This is a genomic window from Pseudomonas wadenswilerensis, assembly GCF_024749185.1.
GTDB lineage: Bacteria > Pseudomonadota > Gammaproteobacteria > Pseudomonadales > Pseudomonadaceae > Aquipseudomonas > Aquipseudomonas wadenswilerensis.
Window position 1 is genome coordinate 2,522,252 of record NZ_CP087191.1, and the last position, 15,700, is coordinate 2,537,951.

At 64.6% G+C, this 15,700-nt stretch carries 12 protein-coding genes; 10 read left to right on the forward strand and 2 right to left on the reverse strand.

The genetic code is table 11. The features are described 5' to 3' along the window. Positions 1-28: 28 nt before the first annotated feature. The 10 genes from LOY45_RS11785 (at position 29) to LOY45_RS11830 (ending at position 13,476) form a co-directional block, all read left to right on the forward strand. Complete coding sequence (locus LOY45_RS11785; RefSeq protein ID WP_258579172.1) at positions 29-3,796, forward strand: nitrate reductase subunit alpha; 3,768 nt, start codon at positions 29-31, stop codon at positions 3,794-3,796. Positions 3,797-3,807: 11 nt separating this feature from the next. Continuing rightward, a complete protein-coding gene (gene narH / locus LOY45_RS11790; protein WP_038995541.1) occupies positions 3,808-5,346 on the forward strand; it encodes a nitrate reductase subunit beta in 1,539 nt (512 codons plus the stop codon). Between the two features lie 2 nt (positions 5,347-5,348). Continuing rightward, entirely contained in the window at positions 5,349-6,104 is a 756-nt protein-coding gene (gene narJ, locus LOY45_RS11795; protein WP_134062372.1) for a nitrate reductase molybdenum cofactor assembly chaperone, read from the forward strand. Further along, entirely contained in the window at positions 6,097-6,777 is a 681-nt protein-coding gene (gene narI, locus LOY45_RS11800) for a respiratory nitrate reductase subunit gamma (RefSeq protein WP_115086380.1), read from the forward strand. Before narJ ends, narI begins: the two co-directional genes overlap by 8 nt. A gap of 10 nt (positions 6,778-6,787) precedes the next feature. Continuing rightward, entirely contained in the window at positions 6,788-7,705 is a 918-nt protein-coding gene (locus LOY45_RS11805) for a peptidylprolyl isomerase (RefSeq protein WP_258579173.1), read from the forward strand. 10 nt (positions 7,706-7,715) lie between these two features. Beyond that, positions 7,716-8,708, forward strand: a complete 993-nt coding sequence (gene moaA / locus LOY45_RS11810; protein ID WP_258579174.1) for a GTP 3',8-cyclase MoaA — start codon at positions 7,716-7,718, stop codon at positions 8,706-8,708. 229 nt (positions 8,709-8,937) lie between these two features. Next, positions 8,938-10,950, forward strand: coding sequence for a ribonucleoside triphosphate reductase (locus LOY45_RS11815; protein WP_134062376.1), 2,013 nt, complete (start codon positions 8,938-8,940; stop codon positions 10,948-10,950). Positions 10,951-10,984: 34 nt separating this feature from the next. Next, positions 10,985-11,152 (forward strand): anaerobic ribonucleoside-triphosphate reductase, encoded by a 168-nt coding sequence (gene nrdD, locus LOY45_RS11820; protein WP_115086384.1) that lies wholly within the window; start codon positions 10,985-10,987, stop codon positions 11,150-11,152. After that, entirely contained in the window at positions 11,149-11,844 is a 696-nt protein-coding gene (locus LOY45_RS11825; protein WP_115086385.1) for an anaerobic ribonucleoside-triphosphate reductase activating protein, read from the forward strand. The genes nrdD and LOY45_RS11825 overlap by 4 nt, the downstream gene beginning before the upstream one ends. 12 nt (positions 11,845-11,856) lie before the next feature. Next, on the forward strand, positions 11,857-13,476 hold the full coding sequence (locus LOY45_RS11830) for a methyl-accepting chemotaxis protein (RefSeq protein WP_115086386.1): 1,620 nt from the start codon (positions 11,857-11,859) through the stop codon (positions 13,474-13,476). Here the strand turns inward: LOY45_RS11830 and LOY45_RS11835 are convergent. Beyond that, the gene (locus LOY45_RS11835) at positions 13,473-14,852 is read right to left on the reverse strand and encodes a 4Fe-4S binding protein (RefSeq protein ID WP_258579175.1); all 1,380 of its coding nucleotides are present in this window, start codon (positions 14,850-14,852) and stop codon (positions 13,473-13,475) included. The two genes, LOY45_RS11830 and LOY45_RS11835, sit on opposite strands and share 4 nt — an antisense overlap. Then, entirely contained in the window at positions 14,840-15,694 is an 855-nt protein-coding gene (locus tag LOY45_RS11840; protein ID WP_115086388.1) for an FTR1 family iron permease, read from the reverse strand. Before LOY45_RS11840 ends, LOY45_RS11835 begins: the two co-directional genes overlap by 13 nt. Positions 15,695-15,700 lie beyond the last annotated feature (6 nt).

Genomic DNA, 15,700 nt, shown 5'->3' on the forward strand with positions numbered 1-15,700 from the left:
GCAGCAGCAAGCCTGAGAGGAAAGCACCATGAGTCATCTACTGGATCAACTGCGGTTCTTCAATCGCAAGCAAGGCGAGTTTGCCGACGGTCATGGCGAGACCCGCAAAGAGTCGCGCGACTGGGAGAACGTCTACCGTTCGCGCTGGCAGTACGACAAGATCGTGCGCTCCACCCACGGGGTCAACTGCACCGGCTCCTGCTCGTGGAAGATCTACGTGAAGAACGGCCTGATTACCTGGGAAACCCAGCAGACCGACTACCCGCGTACCCGCAACGACCTGCCCAACCACGAGCCGCGCGGCTGCCCGCGGGGTGCCAGCTACAGCTGGTACATCTACAGCGCCAACCGCCTGAAGTACCCGAAGATCCGCAAGCCGCTGCTCAAACTGTGGCGCGAGGCGCGCCAGAGCCTGGCGCCGGTCGAAGCCTGGGCGAGCATTGTCGAGAACAAGGCCAAGGCCGACAGCTACAAGAGCAAGCGCGGCATGGGCGGCTTCATTCGCTCCAGCTGGGATGAAGTCACCGAGATCATCGCTGCCGCCAACGTCTACACCATCAAGCAGTACGGCCCCGACCGGGTGGTGGGCTTCTCGCCGATCCCGGCGATGTCGATGGTCAGCTACGCCGCCGGTGCCCGTTACCTGTCGCTGCTGGGCGGCACCTGCCTGAGCTTCTACGACTGGTACTGCGACCTGCCGCCGGCTTCGCCAATGGTCTGGGGCGAACAGACCGACGTGCCGGAGTCGGCCGACTGGTACAACTCCAACTACATCATCGCCTGGGGCTCGAACGTTCCGCAGACCCGTACCCCCGACGCGCACTTTTTCACCGAGGTGCGCTACAAGGGCACCAAGACCGTGGCCATCACCCCCGACTATTCGGAAGTGGCCAAGCTCACCGACCTCTGGCTCAACCCCAAGCAGGGCACCGACGCCGCCCTGGCCCAGGCCTTCAACCATGTGATCTTCAAAGAGTTTCACCTGGACCAGCCAAGCGCCTATTTCACCGATTACGCCAAGCGCTACACCGACCTGCCGGTACTGGTGCTGCTCAAACCGATGCTCGGTACCGCGCCGGGCAACGGTTACCAGCCGGACCGCTTCCTGCGTGCCTCGGACCTGGCCGACAACCTTGGCCAGGACAACAACCCGGAATGGAAAACCATCGCCGTCAATGCCGACGGCGAGCTGGTCTCGCCCCAGGGCTCGATCGGCTACCGCTGGGGCGAGCAGGGCAAATGGAACATCCTGGCCCGTGAGGGTGGCGAAGGCCGCGAGATCGACCTGACCCTGAGCCTGATTGGCGGCGATGTCGCTGAAGTGGCCTTCCCGTATTTCGCCGGTGAAAGCCAGGAGCACTTCCAGCATGTCGCCGGCGATGCCGTGCAGTACCGCCGCGTGCCGGTGCGCAGCCTGACCCTGGCCGACGGCAGCCAGGTCAAGGTGGCCACGGTGTTCGACCTGTCGGCGGCCAACCTTGCCATCGACCGTGGCCTGGGGGGCGCCAACGTCGCCCGCGACTACGACGATGCCAGCGTGCCCGGCACGCCGGCCTGGCAGGAGCAGATCACCGGTGTCAGCCGCGAGAAGGCCATCCAGATCGCCCGCGAGTTTGCCGACAATGCCGACAAGACCCGTGGCCGCTCGATGATCATCGTCGGCGCGGCGATGAACCACTGGTACCACATGGACATGAACTACCGCGGGCTGATCAACATGCTCATGCTCTGCGGTTGTGTCGGCCAGACCGGTGGCGGCTGGGCCCACTACGTCGGCCAGGAGAAACTGCGCCCGCAGTGCGGCTGGCTGCCCCTGGCTTTCGGCCTGGACTGGAGCCGGCCGCCACGGCAGATGAACGGCACCAGCTTCTTCTACGCCCACAGCTCGCAATGGCGCCACGAGAAGATGAGCATGCACGACGTGCTCTCGCCGCTGGCCGACAAGCGCGAGTTCCCCGAACACGCCCTGGACTACAACATCCGCGCCGAACGCGCCGGCTGGCTGCCCAGCGCGCCGCAGCTCAACACCAACCCGCTGCACATCTGCCGCGACGCCGCCGCTGCCGGCATGGCGCCCAAGGACTACGTGGTCAAGGGCCTGCACGAAGGCAGCCTGCGCTTTGCCTGCGAGCAGCCGGACAACCCGGTCAACTTCCCGCGCAACATGTTCATCTGGCGTTCCAACCTGCTGGGCTCGTCGGGCAAGGGCCACGAGTACATGCTCAAGTACCTGCTGGGCACCCGCAACGGCGTGATGAACGAAGACATCGGCCAGGTCGGCGACTGCAAGCCGCAAGAGGCCGAATGGGTCGACGAGGGCGCCATCGGCAAGCTCGACCTGGTCACCACCCTGGATTTCCGCATGTCTTCGACCTGCGTGTACTCCGACATCGTCCTGCCGACCGCAACCTGGTACGAGAAGGACGACATGAACACTTCGGACATGCACCCGTTCATCCACCCGCTGTCGGCAGCCATTGATCCGGCCTGGGAATCGCGTTCGGACTGGGAGATCTACAAGGGCATCGCCAAGGCCTTCTCGGCCATGGCCGAAGGGCACCTGGGCATCGAGCAGGACCTGGTCACCGTGCCGCTGATGCATGACAGCGTCGGCGAACTGGCCCAGCCGTTTGGCGGCACCGACTGGAAAACCGCCGGTGTCGCTCCGCAGCCGGGCAAGAATGCGCCGAACCTGCAGGTGGTCGAGCGTGATTACCCGAACATCTACAAGCAGTTCACCTCGCTGGGCCCGCTGCTGGAAAAACTCGGCAACGGCGGCAAGGGCATCAACTGGAACACCGATGAGGAAGTGAAATTCCTCGGTGAGCTGAACTACCGCGAAGTCGAGGCGGGCATCAGCCAGGGCCGGCCGAAAATCGACACCGCCATCGACGCCGCCGAGGTGATCCTCTCGCTGGCGCCGGAAACCAACGGCCATGTCGCAGTCAAGGCCTGGGCGGCACTGTCGCAGTTCACCGGCATCGACCACAGCCACCTGGCGCTGTCCAAGGCCCACGAAGCGATCCGCTTTCGCGATATCCAGGCGCAGCCGCGCAAGATCATCTCCAGCCCGACCTGGTCGGGGCTCGAAGACGATCACGTCAGCTACAACGCCGGCTACACCAACGTTCACGAGAACATCCCGTGGCGGACCATCACCGGCCGCCAGCAGTTCTACCAGGATCACCCGTGGATGCAGGCGTTCGGCGAGCAGTTGATGAGCTACCGGCCACCGGTCAACACCCGCACCATCGCCGGGGTGAAAGGCAAGCGCAGCAACGGCGAGACCGAGATCGTTCTCAACTGGATCACCCCGCACCAGAAGTGGGGCATCCACAGCACCTACAGCGACAACCTGCTGATGCTCACCCTCAGCCGTGGCGGGCCGATCGTCTGGCTCTCGGAAATCGACGCGAAGAAGGCCGGCATCGAGGACAACGACTGGATCGAGTGCTTCAACGCCAACGGCGCGCTGACCGCGCGGGCGGTGGTCAGCCAGCGGGTCAAGGAGGGCATGGTGATGATGTACCACGCTCAGGAACGGATCGTGAACGTGCCGGGCGCGGAGACCACCAAGACCCGCGGCGGCCACCACAACTCGGTCACCCGCGTGGTGCTCAAGCCGACCCACATGATCGGCGGTTATGCCCAACAGGCCTATGGCTTCAACTATTACGGCACGGTCGGCTGCAACCGCGACGAATTCGTCGTGGTGCGCAAGATGGCCAAGGTCGACTGGCTCGACGGTTCGCGCGGCGATGAGCTGCCAGGTCCGCTGCCGACCGAGATGGAATAAGGAGTGCTGTCATGAAGATCCGTTCACAAATTGGCATGGTCCTGAACCTGGACAAATGCATCGGTTGCCACACTTGTTCGATCACCTGCAAGAACGTCTGGACCAGCCGTGAAGGCATGGAGTACGCCTGGTTCAACAACGTTGAATCCAAGCCCGGGGTCGGCTACCCGAAAGAGTGGGAAAACCAGGACAAGTGGAAGGGCGGCTGGGTGCGCAACGCCAACGGCTCGATCAACCCGCGCATCGGCGGCAAGTTCCGGGTGCTGGCGAACATCTTCGCCAACCCCGACCTGCCGAGCCTGGATGACTATTACGAGCCGTTCGACTTCGACTACCAGCACCTGCACACCGCGCCCCTGGGCGAGCACCAGCCGACGGCGCGGCCGCGCTCGGTGGTGTCCGGCAAGCGCATGGAGAAGATCGAGTGGGGACCGAACTGGGAAGAGATCCTCGGCACCGAGTTCGCCAAGCGGCGCAAGGACAAGAACTTCGACCAGATCCAGGCCGACATTTACGGTGAGTACGAAAACACCTTCATGATGTACCTGCCGCGCCTGTGCGAGCACTGCCTGAACCCGGCGTGCGCGGCGTCCTGCCCGAGCGGGGCGATCTACAAGCGCGAAGAGGACGGTATCGTCCTCATCGACCAGGAAAAATGCCGCGGCTGGCGCATGTGCATCAGTGGCTGCCCGTACAAGAAGATCTACTTCAACTGGAAGAGCGGCAAGTCCGAGAAGTGCATCTTCTGCTACCCGCGCATCGAGGCCGGCATGCCCACTGTGTGTGCCGAAACCTGCGTGGGTCGTATCCGCTACCTCGGTGTGCTGCTGTATGACGCCGACCGCATCGCGGAAGTGGCGAGCACCGCCAACGAGCACGACTTGTACGAGAAGCAGCTGGAGATCTTCCTCGACCCCAACGACCCGGCGGTGATCCGCCAGGCCCTGGAGGACGGCGTACCGCAGTCGGTGATCGACGCCGCGCAACGCTCGCCGGTGTACAAGATGGCCGTCGACTGGAAGCTGGCGCTGCCGCTGCACCCGGAATACCGCACCTTGCCGATGGTCTGGTACGTGCCGCCGCTGTCGCCGATCCAGAACGCCGCAGCTGCCGGCACCGTGGGCATGAACGGGGTGATCCCGGATGTCGACAGCCTGCGCATCCCGCTGCGCTACCTGGCCAACCTGCTGACCGCCGGCGACGAAAAACCGGTGAAGCGCGCCCTCAAGCGCCTGCTGGCCATGCGCGCCTACAAGCGTGCCGAGCAGGTCGAAGGCGTCCAGGACCTCAAGGTGCTCAGCGACGTCGGCTTGAGCGTGAACCAGGTCGAGGAGATGTACCGCTACCTGGCCATCGCCAACTACGAAGACCGTTACGTGGTACCGAGTGCCCACCGCGAAGAGGCCATGAGCGACGCCTTCGCCGAGCGCTCCGGTTGTGGCTTCAGCTTCGGCAGCGGCTGCAGCGGCAGCTCCGACACCAACATGTTCGGGGCGAAGAAGGCCAACCGCCGCGACATCCTCAAAACCGTACAGCTGTGGGAGGAATGAGCATGCGCATCCTTAAAGTGATTTCGCTGCTGCTCGATTACCCGAGTGAAACCCTGGTTGCCGGCCGCGACGAGCTGGAGCAGGCGATCATCCAGGCGCGGGAAATCAGCCCGCGCCAGCGCGGCGCCCTGTTCGAGCTGCTGGAGCTGATCTGCAACAACGACCTGATGGATGGCCAGGAACACTACGGCGCGCTGTTCGGCCGTGGCCGTTCGTTGTCGCTGTTGCTGTTCGAGCATGTGCATGGCGAGTCCCGCGACCGCGGCCAGGCCATGGTCGACATGCTCGCCCAGTACGAAGACGCGGGCTTTGCCATCGGCGTCAAGGAGCTGCCGGACTACATCCCGCTGTACCTGGAATACCTCTCGACCCGCGAAGACCTTGAGGCCCGCGAGGGCCTCGCCGATGTCGCGCACCTGCTGGCGCTGCTTGCCGCACGCCTGGAGGAGCGCGAGAGCGCCTACGCCAGTTGCTTCCGTGCGCTGCTGCAGATTGCCGGTGCCGAGCCGCACCAGGCGGTGGCCGACCTGCGCGAACAGGTGGCCGCCGAGCAACGCGATGACTCCCTCGAAGCCCTGGACAAGATCTGGGAAGAAGAGGCGGTGGACTTTCTCAAGGCTGAGCAGCAGGAGCGCTGCAGCTCAATGCCAAGCGCGCCGGGCAAGGCCCGGGAAGAGAGCGCGGTACCGCTGCACTGGGTCGATTTTCAGCATCAGGGCCAGGCCAGCGCGCCGGCCGGGGAGGTGAGCAATGTCTAAGTGGAACCTGTTGTTGTTCGGGGTGTATCCCTATGTGGCGCTGGCGATTTGCTTGCTTGGCAGCTGGGCGCGATTCGACCTGTCGCAGTACAGCTGGAAGGCCGGCTCCAGCCAGATGCTCGACAAGCGCGGCATGCGCGTGGCGAGCAACTTCTTTCACATCGGCGTGCTGTTCGTCCTGGCCGGGCATTTTGTCGGCCTGCTGACCCCGGCGTCGGTCTATCACCATGTGATCAGCACCGAGCACAAGCAGCTGCTGGCAATGGTCTCCGGGGGCTTCTTCGGCCTGCTGTGCCTGATCGGCCTGATCATGCTGCTGCACCGGCGCCTGACCGAGCCGCGGGTACGCGCCACCTCCAGCACCTCGGACATCCTGATTTTGCTGGTATTGCTGGCGCAACTGGTGCTCGGCTTGCTGACCATCGTCGCCTCCACCGGCCATATGGACGGCTCGGTGATGGTGATGCTCGCCGACTGGGCGCAGAACACCGTGCTGCTGCGCCCGGTTGAAGCGGCGGCAGCGATTGCCCCGGTCAGCCTGGTGTACAAGCTGCACGTGCTGCTGGGCCTGACCCTGTTCGTGCTGTTCCCCTTCACCCGCCTGGTGCACATCGTCAGCGCGCCGGTGTGGTACCTGGGGCGGCGCTATCAAATCGTTCGGCAGAAAGCCTGAGGAGGTTGCCATGACTAGCGGATGTGGATGTGGTGGCGGTAACGGCGGTGGCGGTGGTTGCGCGTCTTCGACGGTCCTTGAAACCGCGCCAAGTACTCTGGCGGTGGAGCTCGAGCCGCCGGCGCAACTGATCGCCAGCAGTGAACAGGAATGGCCGATCATCAGCGTCAACGGTGTATCCCTCAGCCCCGAGGCGTTGGCCCAGGAGCTGCAATACCACCCGGCAGCGGATCGCGAAGAGGCGGTGTACATGGCCGCCCGCGCGTTGGTGATCCGCGAGCTGATGCAGCAGCGGATTGCCGAGCTGGGGCTGCAATTGCAGGTCGGCGCCGGCGAGAACCAGGAGGAGGCGGCCACCCGCTTGCTGCTGGAGCGCGAAGTGCAGGTACCGGTGTGTGACGAGGCCACCTGCCAACGTTACTACCACAGCAACCGCGCGCGCTTTCACAGCGCGCCGCTGCTGGCGGTGCGGCACATCCTGCTGGAGTGTGCGCCGGATGATGCCGAAGCGCGCAGCCTGGCGCTGGCACAGGCCGAGATCCTCCATGAGCGCCTGATGCAGTTTCCCGAGCAGTTCGCCGAGCTTGCGCAGAAGTATTCGGCCTGCCCGTCGAAGGCCCAGGGCGGTGAGCTGGGGCAGATCAGCAAAGGCCAGACCGTGCCGGAGCTGGAGCGCCAGCTGTTCACCCTGGCCCCGGGGCTGGCCGGCAAGCCGCTGGAAAGCCGCTACGGCTGGCACCTGGTCAGTGTCGACCTGCGTATCGAAGGCCAGGCCTTGCCTTATGAGGCGGTGGCCACGGCGATCCGCACCCAGTTGCAGCAGGGCGTGTGGCAAAAGGCCCTGGTGCAGTACCTGCAAACCCTGATCGGTGCCGCCGATATTCGCGGCATCCGCTTGCAGGGCGCCGATTCACCGCTGGTGCAATAAGGGGAAGGTGATGAGCACTGTGATGCAGGACGGCTTCGGGCGGCAGATCGATTACTTGCGCATGTCGGTGACCGATCGCTGTGATTTTCGCTGTGTGTACTGCATGGCCAAGCACATGACCTTCCTGCCACGCCAGCAGGTGCTGACCCTGGAGGAATTGCAACGCCTGGCCACGCTGTTCGTTGGCCAGGGCGTGCGCAAGATCCGCCTGACCGGTGGCGAGCCGCTGATTCGTCCGGGCATCGTCGAACTGTGCCGTCACATTGCCGCCTTGCCGGGCCTGCGTGAACTGGTGATGACCAGCAACGGCTCGCAACTGCAGCGCCTGGCCCGGCCGCTGGTAGACGCCGGGGTCAAGCGCATGAACATCAGCCTCGACAGCCTGGACGGCGAGCGCTTCCGGGCGATTACCCGCAATGGCGACCTCGACCAGGTGCTGTGCGGCATCGAGGCGGCGCGTGATGCCGGGTTCGAGGGCATCAAACTCAACTGCGTGGTGATGAAAGGGCGCAACTTCGATGAAGTGCTGCCTTTGCTGCAGTACGCCATCGACCAGCGCATCGACATCACCTTCATCGAAGAGATGCCCTTGGGCGAGGTGGGCCGTTCGCGCGGCGAGTCGTTCTGCGCCAGCGACGAGGTGCGGGCGCTGATTGCCAGCCGGCATGCCCTGCTCGACAGCGCCGAAAACAGCGGTGGGCCGGCGCGCTACATGCGTCTGGCGCGGCATCCCGATACGCGTATCGGCTTTATCTCGCCCAACAGTCACAACTTCTGCGCCAGCTGCAATCGGGTGCGGATGACCGTGGAAGGGCGCTTGTTGCTGTGCCTGGGGCAGGAGGATTCGCTGGATTTGCGTGGCTTGTTGAGGCGCTATCCGCTGGATGACCAGCCGATCATCAACGCGTTGCAACAGGCGTTGCGGCGCAAGCCGTTGCGCCATGATTTCAGTGCGCAGGGGGAGGTGCAGATCTTGCGGTTCATGAACATGAGCGGCGGGTGAGGGGGGCGGTTCTGGCCTCATCGCTGGCAAGCCAGCTCCCACAGGGACTGTATACACCGAACTTTGTGGGAGCTGGCTTGCCAGCGATGGCTGCGCAGCAGCCCGGGTTGATTGCACAACCTGGCAACCTTGATATCGATCAATTTCTTCCACCCGCTTTACCCGTAGCCTTCACTGCATATTGTGTTTCTAGATCAATAAACATCTATATGTAGTGTCCGGAGGGCAAATGCACAGCACGCTGATCAGGGTAGGGCATAACCGGTTGCACAAGCGCGACGGCAGCCTGGTGGCCTTCGACGCGGACAAGATCCGCCAGGCGTTGATCGCCGCCGGCAAGGCCACTGGCGAGTATGCCGAAGCTGAGGCAGACGGTTTGCTTGAAGCAGTCCTTGCCCACCTTGAGGGCTACTCCAAGCTGCACGTCGAGCAGATCCAGGACCGGGTCGAGCGGGTGCTGATGGACGCCGGCCACTTCCTTTCGCTACGCGCCTATATCGTCTACCGCGAACAGCATGGGCGCTTGCGCCGTGACCGCAAGACCCTGGTCGAAGTCGCGACCTCGATGAACGAATACCTCAACCGCGAAGACTGGCGGGTGCAGGCCAACGCCAACCAGGGTTATTCCCTCGGCGGGCTGGTGCTCAACGTCTCCGGCAAGGTCACTGCCAACTATTGGCTCGACGAGGTCTACAGCGAAGCCATCGGCCGCGCCCACCGCGAGGCCGACCTGCACATCCATGACCTCGACATGCTCGCCGGCTACTGCGCCGGCTGGTCGCTGCGGAGCCTGCTGCACGAGGGCCTCAATGGCGTGCCCGGGCGGGTTGAGGCCGGGCCGCCCAAGCACTTGAGCAGCGCCCTGGGGCAGATGGTCAACTTTCTCGGCACCCTGCAGAACGAATGGGCCGGGGCCCAGGCGTTCAGCTCATTCGACACTTACCTCGCACCCTACGTGCGCAAGGACCAGCTGAGCTTTGAAGAGGTGCGCCAGGCCATCCAGGAATTCATCTACAACCTCAACGTGCCGTCGCGCTGGGGCACGCAAACGCCCTTTACCAACCTGACCTTTGACTGGGTCTGCCCGCAGGACCTGCGCGAACAGATCCCGGTGATCGGCGGCGAGGAGATGCCCTTTGCCTATGGCGAGCTGCAGGCCGAAATGGACCTGCTCAACCGGGCCTACATCGAGGTGATGCAGGCCGGCGACGCCAAGGGCCGGGTGTTTACCTTCCCGATCCCGACCTACAACATCACCCATGATTTTCCCTGGGACAGCGACAACGCCGAGCGCCTGTTCGAAATGACCGCCCGCTACGGCCTGCCGTATTTCCAGAACTTCCTCAACTCGGACATGCAGCCCAACCAGGTGCGCTCGATGTGCTGTCGCCTGCAGCTGGATGTGCGCGAGCTGCTCAAGCGCGGCGGCGGCCTGTTCGGCTCGGCCGAGCAGACCGGCTCGCTGGGCGTGGTTACGATCAACTGCGCGCGTCTGGGCTACCTGTTCAAAGGTGATGTCAGCGGCCTGCTGCAGCGCCTGGATGCCCTGATGGAACTGGCCATGGAGAGCCTGGAGGTCAAGCGCAAGGTGATCCAGCATCACATGGATGCCGGTTTGTACCCGTACACCAAACGCTACCTGGGTACCTTGCGCAATCACTTCTCGACCATTGGCGTCAACGGCCTGCACGAGATGCTGCGCAACTTCAGCGACGACCAGATGGGCCTGCACAGCGCCCAGGGCCGGCGCTTCGCCCTCAACCTGCTGGACCACGTGCGTGCCACCCTGGTGCGCTTCCAGGAAGAAACCGGCCACCTGTACAACCTCGAAGCGACCCCGGCCGAAGGCACCACCTACCGCTTCGCCAAGGAAGACCTCAAGCGCTTCCCCGACATCCTCCAGGCCGGGTGCAGCCAGGCTCCGTACTACACCAACTCATCGCAGCTGCCGGTGGGCTACACCGACGATCCGTTCGAGGCTCTGGAGCTGCAGGACGAGCTGCAATGCAAGTACACCGGCGGCACCGTGCTGCATCTGTACATGGCCGAGCGGATCTCCTCGGCCCAGGCCTGCAAGCAACTGGTGCGCAGGGCCCTGGAGCGCTTCCGCCTGCCGTACCTGACGATCACCCCGACGTTTTCCATCTGCCCGGTACACGGCTACCTGGATGGCGAACATGAGTTCTGCCCCAAGTGCGACGAGGCGCTGTTGCTGGCTCAGCAGCAGGGCAGCGTGCATTGACCCCGCTTTACCCCCAACTGCAAGGAGCTTCAACATGACTGCACAGCAATCCCTGCCCGTGGCGCAACGCCAACGGTGCGAAGTCTGGACCCGGGTCATGGGCTATCACCGCCCGGTGTCGGCGTTCAACCCCGGCAAACAGTCCGAGCACCAGGAACGGCTGCATTTCAATGAGGGCGCGGCAACGGCCGGGCACCGATGAATCGAGTGCTGCGGGTCGGGGGCATGGTGCCCCTGACCACCCTCGATTACCCCGGCAGGCTGGCCTGTGTGCTGTTCTGCCAGGGCTGCGCCTGGCGTTGCCGTTATTGCCACAACCCGCAACTGATCCCGCCCCGGGGTAGTGATGAACTGCCCTGGGCGCAGGTGCTGGAGTTTTTGCAGCGACGACGGGGCCTGCTCGACGCCGTGGTGTTCAGCGGCGGCGAACCGACCTTGCAGGACAGCCTGGCAGAGGCCATGGCCCAGGTGCGGGCCATGGGCTTTGCCATCGGCCTGCACAGTGCCGGGATCAAGCCCGAGGCCTTTGCCCGGGTATTGCCCGGCACCGATTGGGTGGGCTTTGACGTCAAGGCGCTGGCCGAGGACGGCCAGGCGGTCACTGGCGTGCGCGGCAGCGGCCAGGCCAACTGGCGCAGCCTCGACTACCTGCTGGCCAGCGGCGTCGACTATGAATGCCGCACCACGGTGCACTGGCACCTGATCGATCCCCTCCGACTCATCACCCTGGCCCGGCGCTTGAACGCGCTCGGGGTCAAACGCTTCGTCGTGCAGTTGGTGCGCACGGCACGCATGCTCGATGCGCAATTGCCCAGTGCTTCGGCACAAAGCTTGCTGCCCGAGCTGTGGGGCACCCTCCACGCGCTGTTTCCCGTGTTTGAAGTACGCGACTAGTAAGGCTTTGAAATGACCAGATTGACCACAGCACAACGTATCCTCATCGGCTTTGCCATCGCGCCCCTGGCGCTCCTTGGCCTGGCTTTCTATGCACTGCACGATCTGGCCACGCTCAAGGAGCAGGCGGTGGTGATCGTCAAACAGGACTGGCCGAAGATCGAGCCGATCATGGTCATTGCCACCGGCGTGCGCGACAACGCGCGCAACACCCGCGACCTGCTGATCGACAAGGACAACCTGCAGGTGCAGCAGGCCATCGACACCACCAAGCAGCGCATCAGCCAGGCCCTGGCGACGCTCGAGCCGTTGTTCTACCTGCCCGAAGGCAAGGCCGCCTATGCCGCGCTGAAAGCCAGCCGCGAAGCGTATGTCGCTGCCTTCACCCAGGTGCAGACCCTGATTCGCCAGGGCGATGGGCAAGCGGCGATGGCCCAGCTCAAGCAGCAGGTGGTGCCCGCCGAGCGCGAGGTCTACAAGAACCTGGAAACCCTGATGGCCCTGCAGGGGCAGATTTTCGTCGAGCGCGAACAAGCTGCGCAGGCGCTCTACAACGATGCCCGGCTGAACATGCTCGGGCTGTTCGCGTTGTGCCTGGTGGCGGTGCTTGCCGCCGCGCTGGTGGTGACCCGCAGTGTGACCCGGCCGCTGGGTGGCGAGCCGGATACCGCCGCACGGGTGCTGAGCCAGATCGCCCAGGGCGACCTGACCATCGAGGTACCGACCCACGCCAGCGCCGACGGCAGCGTGATGCTCAACATGCATGAAATGCAGCAGAGCCTCAATGGCATGGTCAAGCACATCGCCGCCTCGGTGGAGCGCGTTGCCAGCTCCTCCGAGGAGCTCAGTGCGGTCAGTAGCCAGACCAGCAGCAGCCTGCAGTTGCAGGGCCTGGAAATCGAGCAGGCAGCGGCAGCGGTCAACGAGATGACTGCTGCGGTGGACGAGGTGGCGCGCAACGCGGTGAGCACCAGCGAAGCCTCGAAGGTCTCCGAGCAAACCGCCCAGCGTGGTCGTGAACAGGTGCGCGAGACGGTAGCCTCGATCACCGCCCTGGCCGATGACGTCAACGATACCTCCGGGCGCATCCAGCAACTGGCCGGGCGCGTGCAGGACATCAGCACCGTGCTGGATGTGATCCGCAGCATTGCCGAACAGACCAACCTGCTGGCGCTCAATGCTGCGATCGAAGCGGCCCGGGCCGGTGATGCCGGGCGCGGCTTTGCCGTGGTTGCCGATGAGGTGCGGGCCTTGGCCCATCGCACCCAGGTCTCGACCCAGGAGATCGAGCAGATGATCGGCAATATCCGCCAGGACACCGGCCAGGCGGTGACCGCCATGCTCAGCAGCAGCGAGCGGGTACACACCACCCTGGAGGTGGCGCAGCGTGCCGGTGAAGCGCTGGAGGCGATCACCCAGTCGATCTCGCAGATCAACGAGCGCAACATGATGATCGCCAGCGCCACCGAAGAGCAGGCCCTGGTGGCCCGCGAAGTGGACCGCAACCTGGTGGGCATCCGCAACCTGTCCGAACAGGTGCTGCTCGGTGCGCAACACACCGACACCGCCGGCCAGGACCTGGCGCAGATGGCCGGCAGCCTGAGCCAGACCGTGGCGCGCTTCAAGGTCTAGCTCCAGCCCCAGAACTGCAACCACCCGCCATAGCCCACTGCGGCGACGGCCAGCAACAGGCAAGCGCTGGCGCCGCAACGGCGCCAGCCACGGATGTGTTGCGCTGCCAGCAGCTTGCTCGCCAACAGCAGGCTCCAGCCCAAGGCCGCGATCAACAACGTGGCCCTGGCCGGCTGTACCCAGTCCAGCAGCAAGCCCTCAAAGCGCAGCAACTTCACCGTGGTGGCCGACAAGCCAAGGAACAGCCCTGCACCACCCAGGGGCGTCAGGCACAGGCTCAGGGGCCAATACAGGGCAGGATTGCCCGCCAGCCGCGCGGCCAGGCGCAGCAGGATCAGCAGCCCGCCGCCGAGCAGCAGGGCACTGCCACACAGGTACACGACGATACTGAAGCCGTCGAGCCAGCTGAAACTGTCGTTGAGTTGCGGGTAATGGGTCAGCAGCCACCAGGGCGCGTTGTCCTGTAGCGGCCAGAGCAGCTCATGCTCCACCAGCCAGTTGGCCAGCCATTGCTTGAGGGCGATGAACCAGGGGCTGACTGTCCATTGGAAGGCGCCCATGGCCAGGCCGATCACCCCGAACAGCAGCAAGTGGGTGTCCCAGGGCGAGGGGGTGTGGGTGGCCGATTCAAGGATCTCCTGGTTGCTGGAACGGGCGATCAGTTGCACCGCGCCGCGTTGCCCGCTGCAGCGGCCACAGGCATGGCAATCACGGGCGCCGCGCATCCGCCGGATGTCCAGCAGCGGGGCGCAGTTGGGCGGTGGCAGGCGTGGCCCGGCGTTGGCTTGCCAGCGCTGTTCATCGACCTGAAAGTGCACCGGCGCCAGCCGGGCGAGCAGGGCGAAGACCCCGCTGACCGGGCACAGGTAGCGGCACCAGATGCGCTTGCCACGCACGAACAGCACACCGACCAGCACCGCCGCCAGGGTCGAGCCACCGAGAATCAGCAGCGCCGCCTGGGCGTAGTCATAGACGCTGATCAATTGGCCGTAGAGGGTGGTCAGGCAGAACGCCAGGGTCGGCCAGCCGCCCCAGCGCAGCCAGCGTGGCACGCCCATGCCCCGGCCATACTGGCTGGCCCATTCGCTCAGCGCGCCTTCGGGGCAGAGCACGCCGCACCAGAGCCTGCCGAACAGCACGATCGACAGCAGCACGAATGGCCACCAGATACCCCAGAACAGGAACTGGGCGAGCAGGGTCAGGTTATCCAGCATGCGTGCCTGGCTGTTCGGTAAAGGTAGAAATGCCGGCAGCACTAGCAGCAGGGCGTAGAACAGCACAACCGCCCATTGAAGTACCCTGATCACCCCGGCGTTGCGCCGCATGCCGTCGCCCAGGCGTTGTAGCCAGCGATTGTGCAAGCTCAGGCTGGACATGCTTGGGCGCCTGTCCTGCGCTGCAGCAACCAGCAGCCGACACTCAGCCAGTAGCCGCAGAGCACCAGCAGGGTGAGCGCGCTGGGGCTCGCCCGGTAGCCGGCGAAACCTGCGAGAAAACTGCCCGGGCCGTGACTGTCGCTGAGCCAGGCGCTGCTGTCCCAAAGGGCGTCGCCGACCAGGCTGTAAGCCATCTCCGGCAGGTCCCAAGCCAGCAACTGGCCGCCGATGCGTTCGCTCGCACTGACCAGCAGCCCGGCAGCCAGCAGCAGCAACAGCGCTTCGCTGATGGCAAAGAAACGCCGCCAGGAAACAAATCGCCGGCTGCTGTGCAGCAGGGCGATGGACAAGCCCGACAACACCAGCCCGGCAACCCCGCCGATGGCAAACAGGCCCAGTTGCGTGCCGTGCAGGCGTGCGCCGGCCCCATACAGAAAGACCACGGTTTCGCTGCCTTCCCGGCTGACTGCCAGCATGGCCAGAAGCAACAGGCCGATGCCGCCCTGGCGCGCCAGTTGCCGATCAGCATGGCGGCGCAAGTCATCCTTGAGTGAGCGGGCGTGGCGATGCATCCAGCCGACCATCTGCACCATCAGCAGACTGGCGACCAGCGCCATGCCGGCCTGGAACCATTCGTTGCCGGCGCCACTCATGGCCTCGCCGGCAAACAGGATCAGCAGCGCCAGCAGCGCCGACAACAGCAGGCCCAGGGCCACGCCAGCCCACAGAAACCCCAGCAGGCGCTGAGCGCGTTGTTGCTGGTCGGCCCAGGCCTGGAGAATGCCGATCACCAGCAGCGCCTCGACGCTTTCGCGCCAGACGATGAACAAGGCTTGATTCATGGAAAC

Coding starts and splice junctions, on each gene's coding strand:
- LOY45_RS11805 (WP_258579173.1), top strand. CDS start 6,788: ATGACTAGCGGATGTGGATGTGGTGGCGGTAACGGCGGTGGCGGTGGT.
- LOY45_RS11835 (WP_258579175.1), bottom strand. CDS start 14,852: ATGTCCAGCCTGAGCTTGCACAATCGCTGGCTACAACGCCTGGGCGAC.
- narI (WP_115086380.1), top strand. CDS start 6,097: ATGTCTAAGTGGAACCTGTTGTTGTTCGGGGTGTATCCCTATGTGGCG.
- LOY45_RS11785 (WP_258579172.1), top strand. CDS start 29: ATGAGTCATCTACTGGATCAACTGCGGTTCTTCAATCGCAAGCAAGGC.
- LOY45_RS11815 (WP_134062376.1), top strand. CDS start 8,938: ATGCACAGCACGCTGATCAGGGTAGGGCATAACCGGTTGCACAAGCGC.
- LOY45_RS11825 (WP_115086385.1), top strand. CDS start 11,149: ATGAATCGAGTGCTGCGGGTCGGGGGCATGGTGCCCCTGACCACCCTC.
- narH (WP_038995541.1), top strand. CDS start 3,808: ATGAAGATCCGTTCACAAATTGGCATGGTCCTGAACCTGGACAAATGC.
- LOY45_RS11830 (WP_115086386.1), top strand. CDS start 11,857: ATGACCAGATTGACCACAGCACAACGTATCCTCATCGGCTTTGCCATC.
- narJ (WP_134062372.1), top strand. CDS start 5,349: ATGCGCATCCTTAAAGTGATTTCGCTGCTGCTCGATTACCCGAGTGAA.
- nrdD (WP_115086384.1), top strand. CDS start 10,985: ATGACTGCACAGCAATCCCTGCCCGTGGCGCAACGCCAACGGTGCGAA.
- moaA (WP_258579174.1), top strand. CDS start 7,716: ATGAGCACTGTGATGCAGGACGGCTTCGGGCGGCAGATCGATTACTTG.
- LOY45_RS11840 (WP_115086388.1), bottom strand. CDS start 15,694: ATGAATCAAGCCTTGTTCATCGTCTGGCGCGAAAGCGTCGAGGCGCTG.